Source organism: Actinophytocola glycyrrhizae (assembly GCF_042653545.1).
Classification (GTDB): Bacteria; Actinomycetota; Actinomycetes; order Mycobacteriales; family Pseudonocardiaceae; genus Actinophytocola; species Actinophytocola glycyrrhizae.
Genome location: NZ_JBHSIS010000007.1, coordinates 1 through 14533, shown reverse-complemented (window position 1 = coordinate 14533; position 14533 = coordinate 1). Strand labels below are relative to the sequence as shown.

Below are 14533 nucleotides of genomic sequence, written 5' to 3'. Positions count from 1 at the left end.
TGAGACGCCTACCCCGCCCTGGGGTTTACGGGTGGAGAACGACATGCAGACCGCCTATGCGGACGGCATCGAGCGCCTGCAGACCAGACTCCTGCACATCGGGTTGTTCCTCCTGACCTTCGTCGTGCTCGGCGGCGGTGCCGGTGTGCTGATGATCGCCACCAACGACGCCCGCGCGCTCGCGGTGTCGGTCGGCGTCGTCGCGGGATGTGTGGTCGCGGTGCTCGTCGCGGTCCTCATGGCGATGTCCGCGGTCCGGCAGGTCACGCCGCTGGCCCGCAGACCGGCGCAGCCCAGGGCCCCGATGCCCCCACCACAACCGCTCACGGTGGAACCACGTGTCCAGGAGCAGCGGGCGGTCGAGATGGTCCCCCGCGCGCCGGAGCCAGCGCCGCTGTGGTCGCAGCCCGGCGACGGCCAGATGGTGCTCACCGACGACCCCGGCCAGCGCCGCGAGGTGTTCGTCAAGCTGGCGCGGCGCCTGCAGTCGCTCATCAACCGCGCCATCAAGCGGATCGACGAGCTGGAGCAGGACAACGAGGACCCGGAGCTCCTCGACGGCCTCTACGAGATCGACCACCTGTTCACGCTGGCCAGGCGGCAGGGCGAGAACCTGGCCGTGCTGGGCGGCGAGTCGCCGCAGCGCAGGTCGACCAAGCCGGTCAGCGTGTACGCCGTGCTGCTCGCCGCGGTGTCCGAGGCCGAGCACTACCGGCAGATCGCGATCGTGCCGGTCGAGGACGTGGAGATCCACGGCCACGCGGTCGCCGAGATCATCCACCTGCTCGCCGAGCTGCTGGAGAACGCGACCCGCTTCACCTCGCCGGACGGCCCGAAGGTCGAGGTCCGCGCGCAGAAGGTGACCGCGGGCCTCGCGATCGAGGTGCAGGACCGCGGCCTCGGCATGAGCTACGAGGACCTGGAGCGCATCAACCACCTGCTCGACGGCTCGACCCGCATCGACATCAGCGAGCTGCTGGAGGACGGCCGCATCGGCCTCGCCGTGGTCCGTGAGCTGGCACGCCGGCACGACATCCGCGTCCGCCTCCAGTCCAACATCTTCGGCGGCATCGCGGCCGCCGTGGTGATCCCGCCGCAGCTGCTGACCGCGCCGGAGCCCAAGAAGGACGCCCGGCACCGCGCGCAGCCACCTTCCGTGGCCAAGCAGGTGCCGCAGCCCGTGCCGCAGAAGCGTGAGCAGCTCGTCGCGGCCGCGGCGAGCGCGTCGTCGCCGTCGCTGCCGTCGGTGCCGAAGCCATCGCCGATGCCGTCCCCGACCCCCAGGAGCGAGCCGGTGCCGGCACCGCTGCCGATACCCACCGCCGCCGGCAGTGCCTCGACCCCCGGCCTCGGCCCGATCCGCCCGACCGCCAACCGCCACCCGGCCACCGAGCCCGCCACTGGCGGCAGGGCCGACAGCAGGACCGACAACCGGGCAGGGGGCGAGCAGGAGCTGCCCAGGCTGCCCGTGCGTGCCCCTGGCCGCTCCTACGACGACCTCCGTTCCGGTGGCGCGGGCGGGATCTCCCCCGAGGACGCCGCCAAGCTCGCCGACCCGGCCGCCGTCAGCGGTGACACGCCGCCGCCGCTGCCGCAGCGCAAGGGCAGCCACCTGCGGGAGGAGCTGCTCGAGCCGCCGCAGGTGACCACGCCGGTTCCTGGCCACAACACCAACCTCATGAAGACCGTCCAGGCGGGCCGGGACCACTGGCTCGCGGAGCAGAACCGTGAAGCGACGAACAGAGGAGACTCCACGACATGGCCGACGACCTGAACTGGCTGCTCCGCCGGCTGGTTGAGGCGGTACCCGACACGCACAGCGCGCTGTTGCTGTCGGTGGACGGCATTCCGAAGTACTGGTACGGCCTCGACATCGACGGCGCGGACCGGCTCGCGGCGCTCGCGAGCAGCATGTGTTCGCTCGCCAACCAGGTCGGCAAGAAGTTCTCCGAGGACGGCGCCGACGGCGTCCGGCAGGTGATCACCGAGCTCAACGAGATCATCCTGTTCGTGACCGCGGCGAGTGCGGGCAGTGTGCTGGCGGTGCTCGCGGCCCGTGAGGTCGACGCCGGCATCCTCAGCTACGAGATGCAGCGCCTGTGCACCCAGGTGCCGGCCGTGCTCGTGACCCCGTCGCGCTACCACGTCGCCCACCAGGGCGCGCATCAGGGCAATGGAACTCGTTGACGATGAGAGGTCCGGACGAGGCCACCGCCGACGACCCCGACCTGTTCGGTGTACGCCCGTACGCCATGACCAGTGGAAGGACCCAGCCGAGCACCCCGCTCGACCTGATGTCGCTGGTGCGGGCGACCGGCAGTGGCATGGTCAGGAAGAACCAGCTCGGGGTCGAGCACTCCAAGGCACTGGAGCTGTGCACGTCCCCCACGTCGGTCGCGGAGGTGGCCGCGCTGCTGCACCGGCCGGTGACCGTCACGAAGGTGGTCCTTTCCGACCTGATCGAACTCGGCGCGGTGATCGCGAAGTTCGCGCCGGAGAACTCCTACTCCAACGACCCAGCCATTCTGGAGGCGGTGATTGATGGCCTCCGACGGTTCGTCTGAGCTGTTCCCCATCCAGGTCAAGATCCTCGTCGCGGGCGGTTTCGGCGTCGGCAAGACGACGTTCGTCGGCGCGGTGAGCGAGATCGAGCCACTGACCACAGAGGAGACACTGACCGCGGCCAGCGTCGCGACCGACAGCGTCGCCGGGGTCGAGAGCAAGTCGACCACCACGGTGGCGATGGACTTCGGCCGCCTTTCCTTCTCCGACAAGAACCTCGTGCTCTACCTGTTCGGCACGCCCGGCCAGGACCGCTTCTGGTTCATGTGGGACGAGCTGTCCAGGGGCGCGCTCGGCGCGGTGGTGCTCGCCGACACCCGCAGGCTCGCCGACTGCTTCGGTGCGGTCGAGTTCTTCGAGCGGCGCGACATCCGGTTCCTGGTGGCGCTCAACGAGTTCGAGGGCGGGTACCACTACCAGGACGAGGAGGTGCGGCAGGCGCTGGCGTTGAAGCCGCACGTGCCGCTCGTCCGGTGTGACGCACGCAAGACCCATTCGGCGAGCACGGTGCTGATCACCCTGCTCGAGTCCGTCCTGGCGACGTTCCGTGCCGCCACTCCCCCGATGATTCGGAGCCACCAGTCATGAACCACGACATCCTCGACCAGCGACTGTTGAAGGCGCCGCACGACCCCGAGATCCCGCAGCGCCTCGCCCGGCTCGCGCAGCTTGGGCTCGGCGACCGGCCGGACCCGGAGTTCGACAGGTTCGCTGCCCGGCTGGCCGCGGCGGCGAACGCGCCGTACGCGATGGTCAACTTCGTCGGCGACGAGGAGCAGTACTTCGCCGGACTGTACGGCCCGGACAGTGCGAAGGCGGACGCGCTGGAGGCGGCGTCCTCGGCGTCCCGCGCGACGCCGGGGCGGACGATGTCGCGTGAGCACGGCTACTGCCCGCACGTCGTGGTGCGGCGCAAGGCTTTGGTGCTCGACGACGTGTGCGCGTACCCGAGGTTCGCGGTCAACCCGGTGGTGAACTCGATCGGCGTGCGCGCGTACATGGGTGCGCCGCTGATCGACCGCACCGGCACCGCGCTCGGCACGATCTGCGTGGTGAACACGGAGGAGAGCACCTGGGGCAGGCCCGGCCTGGAGATGATCAAGTCGTTGGCCGCCGAGGTCGTGGACCTGATCCACCGCCGCGAGCAGTGACGGTGGGTGGCGCCGGACGGTCACCCCGCTACCGGCGCCACCAGCGGGACGGGGACGTGTCGCCGTCCTCGGCGTCGATGACGGGCTCGTCGGCGGCGCGGGCCACTCCGTTGAGCAGCCCGCTGCTCGCGCGGAGCTGCTCGGAGAACCGCGCCGACCACTGTTCCCGGTAGGTGCCGAGCGCCACCTCCGCCAGCCGGATCCGCTGGACGTCCGACGTGCCGGCCGGTGCGTAGATGTGGTTGGCGTCGCGCAGGAAGCGCTCGATGTTGCTGTCGGGGTAGAGCCCGTAGGCCGCGTGCACCTCCATCGCGGTGCGCGCGCTGTCCAAAGAGGACTCGACGTTGAGCAGCTTGGCGCTGATCAGTTCGGCGTCACACGACCTGCCCTCGTCGAGTAGGTGCGCCGCGTGGTAGGCGGCCAGCCGCGCGGTCATCAGCTGGGACTGCATCTGGCCCAGTTTCTGTTTGACCGTGGGAAGATCGGCGAGCGGTGCACCGTACCTGCGCTGTGCGGTAGCGAATTCGACGGTCTGCTCGACGATCGCGCGGTGGATGCCGAGCGACACCGCGGTGAGGTTCGGCCGTCCATAGAGGACGCTCGACGAGTAGGCGACGGCGAGACCGTCCCCTTCGGAGCCGAGCAGGTTCTCCGCCGGGACGCGGCAGTTCTCGAAGATCAGCTCACCGAAGCTGAACCCGTGCAGTCCCATCGTCGGCTGGTGGCGGGCGAGTGACAGACCGGGTGCCGTCGATTCCACGAGGAACGCGGACAATCCACGCGAGCCCGGTCCGGTGCGGACCACCACCCCGTGCAGGTCACCGACGTGACTGTTCCCGACGAACACTTTCCTGCCGTTGAGGAAATACTCGTTTCTCACCCGTTCGGCGGTAGCGGACATACCGAGAACATGCCCGCCGGATTCAGGTTCCGTCACGGCGATGGTCGGCATGCAGCGACCGTCGCTGATCATGGGCAACCAGCGGCGTTTCTGCTTCTCACTGCCGAAGTGGAGAATCTTCGCGACCCCGAGCTGAGAGGCCTGGACCATCGCGCCCATGGCGCCGCTGACCCGCGACAACTCCTCGATGATGATCGTCTTGGCGAGGTGCCCGAGGCCCATTCCCCCATATCTGGGGTCGATTGTGACGCCCAGCCACCCTTGCTGAGCGATCAGGCGGGACAGCTCCACGTGGACGGCCTTGGCCGCCTCCATGTCACCGACCCGCGGCGCGACCTTCGCCTCGGCGAAGTCCCGAACCTGGGCACGCAGCAGTTCGTGCTGCACCGTGGTGAAATAGCTGGTCGTTCGGGTTGCGGTGGTCACTGGACGGCCTCCGCCGTTTCGTCACAAATCAACGCGAACTCCCCTATGGTTGTGTTCGGGGCACAACCTTGCCACTGACACTCCCTCAGCGGTACCACCTTCATGGTGACGAGGATAACGCGCGACTACGAACAGTCATCGCTATCGCGCACCGTAATCATCCACAAAGGACAGACCGCGTGCCACCCGTCTCGTCGGGTGACACGCGGCCGGTGGAGGGGAAGGTCAGGCGCGCCGCCGGCCTCCCGAAGACCGAACCGGGCGCTCGACCGCGGGCATCCGGTCGTAGGAGTCCTCCGGCCCTGGACGGGGCCGGACCAGGTAGTCGTCGTCGGGCCTGCTGTGTTTGGGCAGCCGGTCGAACGTGTCGTCCACACTCGGCAGGGCGGGCGCGAGCCGGATGCTGCTGAGGGCGGGATCCATCGTGCGGGAGAGCCGTTCCTCGGCCCGCCGCCGTGCGGCACGGCCCCCGTTGGTCGGTCCACCGGTGCGGTGCCGGGACGCGGGTGGCATCCCCTCGACGATGGTCTCGTCGGCACTCCCGCTGATCGGAGGCGTCCGATCGGGTGACTCGTCCAGTGGCGCGAAGGGGTCCTCCGGCCCTCGGGCGGTACCGCGCCCGAACGCCCCGCCGGAACCACGCGGGGGCCGCGTGTTCACCGCCCGCCGAACCGGCGGCATGGCGTCGAAGGAGTCCGCCGCGCCGCGCCGGGCTGGCGGCAGCCCGCCCAGGTCCTCACCACGCCGCGCGGGGGGCGTGCCACCGAACGAATCCCCGCCACCCCGCCCGGCAGGCGGCAGCGCACCGAACGAGCCCTCAGCACCCCGACGCACCGGCGGCAGCGCACCGAACGAGTCCTCGCCACCACGACGAACGGGCGGCAGCCCGCCGAACGACGCCTCGGCGTCACGCCGGACCGGGGGCAGCGCACCGAACGAATCCTCGCCACCACGACGCACCGGAGGCAGCGCACCAACGGAATCCGATGCGCCGCGCCGGGCTGGCGGGGTACCGCCGGAAGAGCCCACCCCGCCGCGTCGCACCGGCGGCAGCGCGCCGAACGAATCCGCCGGACCACCACCTGCGGGAGGCATGCCACCGGAAGAACCCACCCCGCTCCGTCGCACCGGCGGCAGTGCACCGAACGAATCCGACGGACCACCGCGTGCGGGTGACATGGCGCCGAACGAGTCGGACGGGCCGCGTCCGGTCAGTGGTGCGGCGAAGGGGTCGACGGGGCCGTGGGCGAACGACCCGTCCGAACCGCGGCGGGCCGGTGGCATGGCGGCGCCCGTGGCGGGTGGCATGCCCTCGACCATGGTGGCGGGACCGGACATCGGGTCGTGGAACTCCGGTGGGCGGACGTGCCCGTTCGCGTCGAGGAGTGCCATCTGGCCGGTCACGTCGATCGCGAGGGCCTCCTCCGCGGCCAGCCTGCCGCTCAGCGGCTCCGGCGGGCCCGCGGCGCGGAACTGCGGGGGCGCGACCCGGCCGCTCCCGTTCGACGGCGCACCGAAGTGCGGGGGGCCGGACGGCGGCACCGGCGGCGGCACCGGCGTCCCGGGCGGCGGCACCGGCGTGCCGATCACCGGCGTGCCCGGCGGCGGCGTCGCCATCCCGTTCGACCGCGCGGCGGGAGGCGGTGGCACCGGCGCACCGTTCGACCGCGCACCGGGCGGCACCGGGGTGCCGGGCGGTGGTGGCACCGGGCCGCCGCGCGGCTGCCGGACCTTCACCGGCAGCATCCGGCTGAACGAGTCGACCACGCTCTTGGGCCGTCCCGCGGGGACCTGGCCCGTACCGACGCCGACCTCGTGCGGTGGCTCCTCCACGTACGCGATCTCGTGTTCGCGCTTCTCCTCGCGCTGGCGCTGCTTGCCCTTGGCCGGCAGGGAATGCCGCCCCTTGCCACGCTTCGCCGCGCCGCCGCCGACGGCGACCGCGGGTGCCTGCTCGACGGGTGTGCTCCTGCGCGGCGCGGGGTTCTGTCTGCTCACGCTGTCGGTCCACGCCAGCACCGACGACGGGCAGTCCAGGCCGACCACGCCCATCAGGCGGCCTTCCTTGGAGTACCCGTACACGGTGCCGGTGCCCTCGTCGGGGGTGCCGAGCGTGATGATGTCCTTGCCCAGCTTCGGCATCCCGGCCGCCTGGATGCGGACGCCGTACTGCTCGGTCCAGAACCGCGGCATCGGCGTGAACGGCTCCGCCGCGCCGCGGCCGGCGAGCAGGCTCTCCGCGGCCGCACGGCCCATCTCGACCGCGTTCAGCCAGTGTTCGACGCGCCTTGGCACGTTGTCGAACCGCAGGTTCGGCCACTGGGCCACGTCACCGGCGGCGACGACGTCCTCCGCGCCGACCACGTGGCACGTCGGTTCGCAGACGACGCCGTTGTCCAGCGGCAGACCCGAACCACGCAGCCAGCCGGTGAGCGGCACGGTGCCCGCCGCGACCACGACGCACGACGCGAGCAGCGTGGTGCCGTCGGTCAGCCGCAGGCCGATGCCCTCGGGCCCCGGCGACCACTCCTGCACCGAGTTGCCCAGCGCCAGGTCGACGCCGTGGTCGCGGTGCAGGTTGGTCAGCCACTCGCCGAGCTCCGGGCCGAGCACGTTGCCGAGCAGGGTGTCCTGGCGGCCGATGAGCGTCACCTCGCGGGACAGGTGCCGCAGGCTCGCCGCGATCTCGCAGCCGGTGAACCCGCCACCGACGACCGCGACCCGGCCCTTCGTGGACCCGATGACGCGTTCGAGTTCCAGCCCGTCGGCCATGGTGCGCAGCACGAGCACGCGCGGGTCGTAGTACGGGAGGTCGTTGGGGCGCTTGGCTTCCACGCCGGTCGCGATGACGAGACCGTCGTAGGTCAGCTCCTCGCCGCCTGGCAGGTGCAGCACCTTGTTGTGCGGCACCAGCTGCCGGACCTGCGTGCCGAACCGCCACTTCGCGTTGAGGTCCTCGTACGCGGGCAGGGTGAGGTCGCTCGACCGCAGCGTGCCCATGAGCAGCTGCTTGGACAGTGCGGGCCGGTGGTACGGCGGCAGCTTCTCGTCACCGAGGAGCATGATCTCGCCCTCGAACTTGAGCTCGCGCAGCCGTTCCGCGGTCCGCAGACCGGTCAGGCCGGCGCCGACCACGACGATCCGTTCGTCCCGGTTCATCGGGTGCGTACCTCCTGCAACTGGATGGCCTGCATGGGGCAGGACCGGGCCGCCGCCTGCGCCTGCGCGCGGCTGTCTGTGTCGGGGTCACGGACGTAGCGCAGTCGTCCGTCTTCCATGAGCTGGAACAGCTGCGGCGACTCCGCCTGGCAGATGCCGTACCGCTTGCAGCGCTGGTTGTCCACGCTGACCTGCACCTTCCTCCCGACGCGCGGGCCGGGTGGCGGCGGCTCGACCACCGCGAGCTGGGTGCCGGTGGTGGCCGGTGCCGCCGCGAGCAGCCCGGCGCGGATCAGCAGCTTCGGCGGGAGGAACCGCAGCGCGGTCAGTGTCACCGCCGGGGTCAGCACCGTGATGCCACCGAGCCACAGCAGTGCGAGGTGGCCGTTGGCGATGGCGCCGAACCACGAGTGCACGACCACCATGCCGACCGCGACGTAGGCGAACTGGTGGAACCGCAGCCAGTTGCGGTAGCGGATGAACCGCCGCATGCCGGTGGTGACGGTGATCGCCAGCATGATCTCGAGACCGAGGATGCCGAGCGCGTGCCGGAGCTTGCCGGTGAAGGGCACCGTGATGCCGAAGACGTCGAGGCCCTGTTCCCGCAGCAGCAGGAACACGATCGCGTGCGTGATGCCGGTCGCGAGCGTGAAGACCGCGAGGATCATGTGCGCGGAGCGGATGGCCTGGTGCCCGGTGAGCCGTTTGATCCAGCCGGTGGCGGTGAGCACGCCCCAGCAGAGCGTCAGGCACATGAAGACGTAGGAGGCCCGCGCCGACAGGGCGGCGACCTCGCGGACACCGATGTCGTGCTGTGGCAGTGCGATCGCGATCATTCCGCGGGTCCGGGTGCGCTGAAGGTCCGCACGATGCCGATGGTGGCCGCCATCATCAGGACGGCGACGACACCTGCGAGCAGTAGGTCGCCACGTGTCAACGTGTTCTCCGGATAGCTGGTCTGACGGGCCGCGGCCTCGGCGAACATGCCGTGCTCGGCGCTGACGTGCCCGGTGCCCTCCAGCAGGGTCATGTGCTTCATCACGATCTCGTTGGCCTGGGTGGCGAAGTCACGGATGACCGGGTCGCGGGTCCCCGACCGCACCTCGGCGATCAGCCCGAACACCGTGCCGTGCGCGGCACGCAGCCGATCGGCGAACGTGCTGTCGAAGTCGTCGCCGGTCTTGGCCGAGATCTCGTTCATCCACCCCTGCGTCGACGACGAGGGCTTGTCGGGCAGCCGCACACCGAACCGGCCAGCGAGCTCCTTCACCGCGACGTCGAGCTTGGTGTGGTCGGCGGCCAGGACGGCGCCGGTGTCGCGGACCGCCTGGGAGTTGCCCCGCTCGGCCGCGAGCTTGCCCATGGGAATCTCCCACAGGTTGGCGAAGCGGATCACCGTGAGGAACTCGCGGTCCAGGTCGGAGATGGGCTGCTGGGCACGTTGCTGGCCGGGCTGAGCCGCCTGACTCGCGCTCGCCATCGCGACACCCACCGCGGGGCAGGCGGCGCCGAGGACCACGAGGAACACGGCAACGGTCCAGCGAACAATTCTGTGTCGCATGGTTGTCTTCGCCCGCGACTCAGTTTTGTCCCATTCCGAATTGCGCAGCCGATTTCCACATGCCTTGTATGTCGCCGTACTCGCTGCCCGCACCTTCGCGCAGTTGACAGCCACCAAGGAGGAGCGCGGAGATGGTTGCCAGTACAGCGAGCCCGGCAACTCTAGAGCTCGGCATCCTCATGGATGAACTCCTCTGCAGTAGATATCAGAACGATAAAGCCGCGTCAAGATTTTTCTCGCGGGCACGCCTCGTTGCAGGTGCTACCCGTATATACGTTTGGTAACGGTGGCAACGTTCAGATCACCAACCCGGAGATGTGTGACGTGGGTCACACCACCACCCGGCCAGGACGCATGCCCAATGCCCTGAAAGGCGCGTTCAGGGCGCTGAGCGCCCTGAACGCGCCTTTCAGGGCACCCGTCTCTGCGGACGCGCCGGGGCGGAGCGGGATGGGTCAGAGTGGGACGGAGACCATCGTCTGACCGTCCTGAGTGCGGATCTCGATGGCACGCACCTGGTCCGGTTCGATCAGGGCGGTGCCTTCCAGGTCGGTGCCGTTCGCCGAGCCCTCCTCGGACACCAGCCAGCCACCGGCCAGGATCTCCTCGCCGTTCTCGGCGACCACGTACATCTCGCAGTGCAGTCCCGCGGCAAGGCCCCGCACGTTCGCGTTGACCCAGACCCAGCCCTTCCTCGGCTCCATCGCGATGTTCATCGAGGTGCCGGTGCCGGGGTCGGTGGCCGCCGCGAGGCGGGCGTTGGACGGCAGGGTGGACGTCGGGGACTGGGCGACCGGTGTGGACACGGTCTCGCGGCCGAGCAGGACACCGCCGCCCAGTGCGACGGCCACCGCGACGGCGGCCGCGACCGCGAACCCGGCCGACAGGCGGCGGCGCGGTGCCTCCGGTGTCTCCGTGCGGACCTGGCGCAGCGTGCGCCGCAGCAGCAGATCGCCGTTCTCGGGTGGACCGTCGACGAACGCCTCCGGGGGCACCTGGTCCAGTGCGCGCCGGATCATCATCAGCTCGTTGACCTCGCGCTGGCAGTCCACGCAGGTGGTCAGGTGCTCGTGCACCTGCCGTGCCTCGACCGGGTCGAGTGCGCCGAGTGCGTACGCGCCGAGCTGAGCCCGGTCGTGCACCGGACCGGTCATCGGCGCACCTCCCCCGAATGGCCAAGCGTCGCCCGCAGCGCGCGGACCGCGTGATACGTCCTCGATTTCACGGTACCGGGAGCTATCCCGAGCACGGCGGCGGTCTCGTTCACCGTCCGGCCCCGGTAGTACACCTCCACGAGCACCGCCCTGTGCTCCGGCGACAGGCCCTCCAGCGCACCCATGACGGTCATGGTGTCGACGACGGCGTCGGCGTGGTCGCGCTGTGCGGCAGGCACGTCGACGGGCTGGTTGACCTCGGTCGGCCGGGCGGCGCGGGCGCGGGCCCGGTCGGTGACGAGGTTGCGGGCCACGGTCAGGAGCCAGCCGCGCACGGAACCGACGCCGGACTGCAGCGCGTCGGCGTGTTTCCACGCCCGCAGCAGGGTTTCCTGCACGACGTCCTCGGCCGCGGCGCGGTCGCCGGTCAGCCGGGTCGCGTAGTCGAGCAGGCTCCGGCCGTGTTCGGCGTAGAGGGACTTGATCAGGTCCTCGGCCGGGTTCGCGGCGCGGGTGCGCCGGGAACGTCTGCCGATCATTGCCACGGCCGCCATCACCTGCCCGAGTGGCCGGTCGATGAGCAGGGTACTTGACGCAACTTCGCTCACGACTGGAACACGGTTGTGAACCGAGTTCGGTTCATGCCAACGAGATCTGATCCCCGGTCACCTTAACGGCAACGGGGGGCAGGGGTGCGGAGGCGGGTCCCTGCGACACGGATCCGTCGAGCGCGAACTTGCTGCCGTGGCAGTCGCAGTTGATGGTGCCGCCCGCGACCTCGTTGACGAGGCAGCCCTGGTGGGTGCACACGGCGGAGTACGCGCGGAACTCGCCCGGCGAGGGCTGTGTGATCACGACCTGCTCGGCCTGGAACACCGCACCACCGCCGACCGGGATGTCCCCCGTCGACGCGAGCCCTTCCGGCGCGCCGGTGGTCGGCGCCTGCTCGGGTGGCGCGGGCGGTTCCGTCGTCCCCGGTTCCGTCGTCCCCGGTTCCGTCGTCCCCGGTTCCGTCGTCCCCGGTTCCGTCGTGCCCGTGACGAGGTCGCCTCGTTCGTTGACGCTGACCTCGACCGGGGGCAGCGGCCGCGTCGCGGGCCCGGTGGTGACCGACCCGTCGAGCGCGAACTTGCTGCCGTGGCAGTCACAGTTGATGGTGCCCGCGGCGACGTTGTCGACGATGCAGCCCTGGTGCGGGCACACGGCGGAGAACCCCCTGAACTCGCCCTCGGCGGGCTGGGTCACCACGAGCTTCTGGTCCCGGAACACGACGCCGCCGTTGACCGGCACGTCGATGGCCTTGCCGAGCAGCTGGGGTGGCGCGTCGGGGGTCGTGCGCGTCTCGGGTTGCGCGGCGGGCGCACCGTACCGGGTGCACGCGGCACAGGCGGCGCCCACGACAGCGAACCCCACCGCGGCGCGGCGGGGGATCTCGTGACTCATCAGAGACTCACCCCGAACTCGGAGAAGAACCAGAGGGAGGACGTCACCCACAGGACGACGAGCGCGGTGAACACGGCCGCGCCGGCGACGGGCACCACCCAACCGGGGGTGCGGGAGCGGGTGAGGAGAACCATCTTGCAGACGAACAGGCCGTAGAAGAAGCAGCCGAACAACGAGTGCAGCAGCACCCTGGTGTCGAAGGCCTGGAATCCCAGTGCGTACAGGCAGTGCGCGGCGACCGGCAGCGACACGACCACCGCGACCCGGCCGGACCAGCGGTGCAGGACCGCGGTGCCGCGGCCCGCTTCGAAGCCGGGCAGCCTGCCCCACATCGCCATGGCGGACAGGACCTGGACGATCGCGAGCACGAACGCGACGGAACCCAGCCACGCCTTGGCGTGGATGCCGTCGGAGAAGCCCGCGAGGTTCAGCGCCTCGCCGGTGGGTTCGTGCGTGCTGCAGTACACCCCCATGACGACGGCGACGAGCGCACCGATCGCCAGCGCGCCGACGACACCGCGGACGTTCACGGGGTCCCGGTAGTCGTCCTCGTCGTCGAACACCACCGGCGCGACGTTGGTCGCGGTCTCGTTGAGCCAGTGCGAAGGCACGGGCTGGGTGAGGTCGGAGTCGAGCGGCGGTCCGGTCGGCCCGAAGTCGGGCAGCTCAGGCGGTCGCGTGGTCATCGGAATCTCCTTCGTGCTGCCGGGGCACAGCACCCCGGCACCCTCTGTCGCATGCCCCGGTTCCCCCGCGGAACCGGAGATCGCGGCTCAGCCGAACCTGGTCTGCCCGGAGACCTTCTCGGCGCCGACCCGTTCGCCGCGGACCGTCACCGCGCCCTTCGCCGGGTCGAGCGGCGGCGCGGGTGCGGTGCCGGACGCGGAACGGGCGATGCCGACCTGCGTGCCGTCGGGCAGGAGGATCCAGCCGAGCGTGGTCGCGTCGCCATCGCCGCGGTACAGCCCGGCCGGTGCGGACGCCGGTGCGATGCTGAACTGCTGGGGCTGCCCGGCGACCGTGATCGTGCCGTTGAGGTTCGCGCCGACCAGCTCACCGGTCAGCGTCGTGGCGCCGTCCTTGGACTTCAGTTCGAGCGTGCCCTCGCTCGCCGTGCCCTTGAGCCACGACTCGACGTTCGCGCCGTCGCACAGGTAGGCGGCGGCCTCGTCGCCCTTCACCGCGACCGCGATCGCGAGCGGGCTGTCGGCAGCGCGGCCGGCGTAGACCGCCTCGGCGGGGAACGCGGGCTTGCGCGGCGCGGGTGGCTCGGTGGTCGTCGAGGCGGGTGGCGGCGGCGGCTCGGTCGTGGTGACCGGCGGCGCAGGGGGTTCTGTGGTGGTGACAGGCGCTGTGGTGCCGGTCGCCGCGACGTTCTCCTGGTCCGGCGTGGTGTTGCCCGCGGTGACGAGACCGCCGGAGGCGTTGGCCGTCATGAGACCGACGAGACCGCCCACCACGACGACCGCTGTGACCAGCGGACCGCGCTGCGCCATGACCTTCTCCTGTCCGTGCGTGTGCCGACGATGAGCCACCAACCCGCTCGGTGCATACACGTACGGGTCGGTGGCCCGGTTCAGTCGGCTTTCCGGGCAGGTTCGCGGGCGGTTCCGGCTGCCTCACCTCGGGATGAGGCGGATGACCGGGTACCTCCGGTCGGACTTGTCCTGGTACTTCGCGAGCCGGGGCTGGGCGGCGGTGATCCGCTGCCACGCCTGTTCGCGGTCGGCGCCGTCGAGCCGGTGCGGTGTCACCGGGACGGCTTCGCCGCCGGGCAGCTCGATCGTCGCGCTGCCGGGGCGCGCCATCAGGTTCGCGTGCCAGTCCGGGTGCCTGCTCCCGCCGCCGGACGCGACGATCAGCCGGGCGTCCTCGCCGTCGGCGAACCACGCCACCGGGGTTTCCCTCCGCTGCCCGCTGCGGCGGCCGACTGTGTTGAGTATCAGGACGTCCATGCCCATGAACCCGCCTTTGCCACGCCGGATCTTGCGGCAGATGCGGGCGTTCGCCTTCTGCTGCATCCACCGCGAGAACGCGCCGGGGGTACCGGGTGTGCGCTGTGTCTTCTCTGCCATGACTTGCCTCCGGTCGGTCGGCTCGATGTCGCGACGCTAGTGTCCCGCGCCGGAAATTCGCCTACAAAATCGGGCGAGTGACTCGAGGATCTCTTCGGCGG

The 14533-nt window shown here is 70.6% G+C and carries 15 protein-coding genes; 5 read left to right on the top strand and 10 right to left on the bottom strand.

The window, feature by feature from the left end; genetic code table 11:
- Nucleotides 1-43: 43 nt before the first annotated feature.
- The 5 genes from ACFPCV_RS16030 to ACFPCV_RS16010 are packed head-to-tail and all read left to right on the top strand — an operon-like array spanning nucleotide 44 to nucleotide 3713.
- Nucleotides 44-1774 carry a sensor histidine kinase gene (locus ACFPCV_RS16030; protein ID WP_378056969.1) on the top strand — a complete coding sequence of 577 codons (1731 nt, stop codon included), beginning with the start codon at nucleotides 44-46 and terminating at the stop codon, nucleotides 1772-1774.
- A complete protein-coding gene (locus tag ACFPCV_RS16025; protein WP_378056968.1) occupies nucleotides 1759-2187 on the top strand; it encodes a roadblock/LC7 domain-containing protein in 429 nt (142 codons plus the stop codon). The genes ACFPCV_RS16030 and ACFPCV_RS16025 overlap by 16 nt, the downstream gene beginning before the upstream one ends.
- 2 nt (nucleotides 2188-2189) lie before the next feature.
- Entirely contained in the window at nucleotides 2190-2564 is a 375-nt protein-coding gene (locus ACFPCV_RS16020) for a DUF742 domain-containing protein (RefSeq protein ID WP_378056967.1), read from the top strand.
- The gene (locus tag ACFPCV_RS16015) at nucleotides 2542-3150 is read left to right on the top strand and encodes a GTP-binding protein (RefSeq protein WP_378056966.1); all 609 of its coding nucleotides are present in this window, start codon (nucleotides 2542-2544) and stop codon (nucleotides 3148-3150) included. The genes ACFPCV_RS16020 and ACFPCV_RS16015 overlap by 23 nt, the downstream gene beginning before the upstream one ends.
- Nucleotides 3147-3713 carry a GAF domain-containing protein gene (locus ACFPCV_RS16010; RefSeq protein WP_378056965.1) on the top strand — a complete coding sequence of 189 codons (567 nt, stop codon included), beginning with the start codon at nucleotides 3147-3149 and terminating at the stop codon, nucleotides 3711-3713. The genes ACFPCV_RS16015 and ACFPCV_RS16010 overlap by 4 nt, the downstream gene beginning before the upstream one ends.
- A 28-nt stretch (nucleotides 3714-3741) precedes the next feature.
- Here the strand turns inward: ACFPCV_RS16010 and ACFPCV_RS16005 are convergent, their stop codons facing one another.
- The 10 genes from ACFPCV_RS16005 to ACFPCV_RS15960 form a co-directional block, all read right to left on the bottom strand.
- Nucleotides 3742-5040 (bottom strand): acyl-CoA dehydrogenase family protein, encoded by a 1299-nt coding sequence (locus ACFPCV_RS16005; RefSeq protein WP_378056964.1) that lies wholly within the window; start codon nucleotides 5038-5040, stop codon nucleotides 3742-3744.
- 225 nt (nucleotides 5041-5265) lie between these two features.
- The gene (locus ACFPCV_RS16000) at nucleotides 5266-8199 is read right to left on the bottom strand and encodes an FAD-dependent oxidoreductase (RefSeq protein ID WP_378056963.1); all 2934 of its coding nucleotides are present in this window, start codon (nucleotides 8197-8199) and stop codon (nucleotides 5266-5268) included.
- Nucleotides 8196-9035, bottom strand: coding sequence for a ferredoxin (locus ACFPCV_RS15995; protein ID WP_378056962.1), 840 nt, complete (start codon nucleotides 9033-9035; stop codon nucleotides 8196-8198). The genes ACFPCV_RS16000 and ACFPCV_RS15995 overlap by 4 nt, the downstream gene beginning before the upstream one ends.
- Complete coding sequence (locus ACFPCV_RS15990) at nucleotides 9032-9760, bottom strand: DUF4142 domain-containing protein (RefSeq protein WP_378056961.1); 729 nt, start codon at nucleotides 9758-9760, stop codon at nucleotides 9032-9034. The genes ACFPCV_RS15995 and ACFPCV_RS15990 overlap by 4 nt, the downstream gene beginning before the upstream one ends.
- A 455-nt stretch (nucleotides 9761-10215) precedes the next feature.
- Nucleotides 10216-10914, bottom strand: coding sequence for an anti-sigma factor family protein (locus ACFPCV_RS15985; protein ID WP_378056960.1), 699 nt, complete (start codon nucleotides 10912-10914; stop codon nucleotides 10216-10218).
- Nucleotides 10911-11459: a sigma-70 family RNA polymerase sigma factor gene (locus ACFPCV_RS15980; RefSeq protein ID WP_378057450.1), complete on the bottom strand. Its 549-nt coding sequence runs from the start codon at nucleotides 11457-11459 to the stop codon at nucleotides 10911-10913. The genes ACFPCV_RS15985 and ACFPCV_RS15980 overlap by 4 nt, the downstream gene beginning before the upstream one ends.
- A 94-nt stretch (nucleotides 11460-11553) precedes the next feature.
- Nucleotides 11554-12357 (bottom strand): Rieske 2Fe-2S domain-containing protein, encoded by an 804-nt coding sequence (locus ACFPCV_RS15975; protein WP_378056959.1) that lies wholly within the window; start codon nucleotides 12355-12357, stop codon nucleotides 11554-11556.
- Complete coding sequence (locus tag ACFPCV_RS15970) at nucleotides 12357-13043, bottom strand: DUF6529 family protein (RefSeq protein ID WP_378056958.1); 687 nt, start codon at nucleotides 13041-13043, stop codon at nucleotides 12357-12359. Before ACFPCV_RS15970 ends, ACFPCV_RS15975 begins: the two co-directional genes overlap by 1 nt.
- 87 nt (nucleotides 13044-13130) lie before the next feature.
- The gene (locus ACFPCV_RS15965) at nucleotides 13131-13853 is read right to left on the bottom strand and encodes a hypothetical protein (RefSeq protein WP_378056957.1); all 723 of its coding nucleotides are present in this window, start codon (nucleotides 13851-13853) and stop codon (nucleotides 13131-13133) included.
- 123 nt (nucleotides 13854-13976) lie between these two features.
- A complete protein-coding gene (locus tag ACFPCV_RS15960) occupies nucleotides 13977-14432 on the bottom strand; it encodes a nitroreductase family deazaflavin-dependent oxidoreductase (protein ID WP_378056956.1) in 456 nt (151 codons plus the stop codon).
- Nucleotides 14433-14533: the final 101 nt, after the last annotated feature.

What these genes read in the sequence shown, in the direction of transcription:
- ACFPCV_RS16030 (WP_378056969.1), top strand. Translation starts at nt 44, where the DNA reads ATGCAGACCGCCTATGCGGACGGCATCGAGCGCCTGCAGACCAGACTC.
- ACFPCV_RS16025 (WP_378056968.1), top strand. Translation starts at nt 1,759, where the DNA reads ATGGCCGACGACCTGAACTGGCTGCTCCGCCGGCTGGTTGAGGCGGTA.
- ACFPCV_RS16020 (WP_378056967.1), top strand. Translation starts at nt 2,190, where the DNA reads ATGAGAGGTCCGGACGAGGCCACCGCCGACGACCCCGACCTGTTCGGT.
- ACFPCV_RS16015 (WP_378056966.1), top strand. Translation starts at nt 2,542, where the DNA reads ATGGCCTCCGACGGTTCGTCTGAGCTGTTCCCCATCCAGGTCAAGATC.
- ACFPCV_RS16010 (WP_378056965.1), top strand. Translation starts at nt 3,147, where the DNA reads ATGAACCACGACATCCTCGACCAGCGACTGTTGAAGGCGCCGCACGAC.
- ACFPCV_RS16000 (WP_378056963.1), bottom strand. Translation starts at nt 8,199, where the DNA reads ATGAACCGGGACGAACGGATCGTCGTGGTCGGCGCCGGCCTGACCGGT.
- ACFPCV_RS15995 (WP_378056962.1), bottom strand. Translation starts at nt 9,035, where the DNA reads ATGATCGCGATCGCACTGCCACAGCACGACATCGGTGTCCGCGAGGTC.
- ACFPCV_RS15990 (WP_378056961.1), bottom strand. Translation starts at nt 9,760, where the DNA reads ATGCGACACAGAATTGTTCGCTGGACCGTTGCCGTGTTCCTCGTGGTC.
- ACFPCV_RS15985 (WP_378056960.1), bottom strand. Translation starts at nt 10,914, where the DNA reads ATGACCGGTCCGGTGCACGACCGGGCTCAGCTCGGCGCGTACGCACTC.
- ACFPCV_RS15975 (WP_378056959.1), bottom strand. Translation starts at nt 12,357, where the DNA reads ATGAGTCACGAGATCCCCCGCCGCGCCGCGGTGGGGTTCGCTGTCGTG.
- ACFPCV_RS15970 (WP_378056958.1), bottom strand. Translation starts at nt 13,043, where the DNA reads ATGACCACGCGACCGCCTGAGCTGCCCGACTTCGGGCCGACCGGACCG.
- ACFPCV_RS15965 (WP_378056957.1), bottom strand. Translation starts at nt 13,853, where the DNA reads ATGGCGCAGCGCGGTCCGCTGGTCACAGCGGTCGTCGTGGTGGGCGGT.
- ACFPCV_RS15960 (WP_378056956.1), bottom strand. Translation starts at nt 14,432, where the DNA reads ATGGCAGAGAAGACACAGCGCACACCCGGTACCCCCGGCGCGTTCTCG.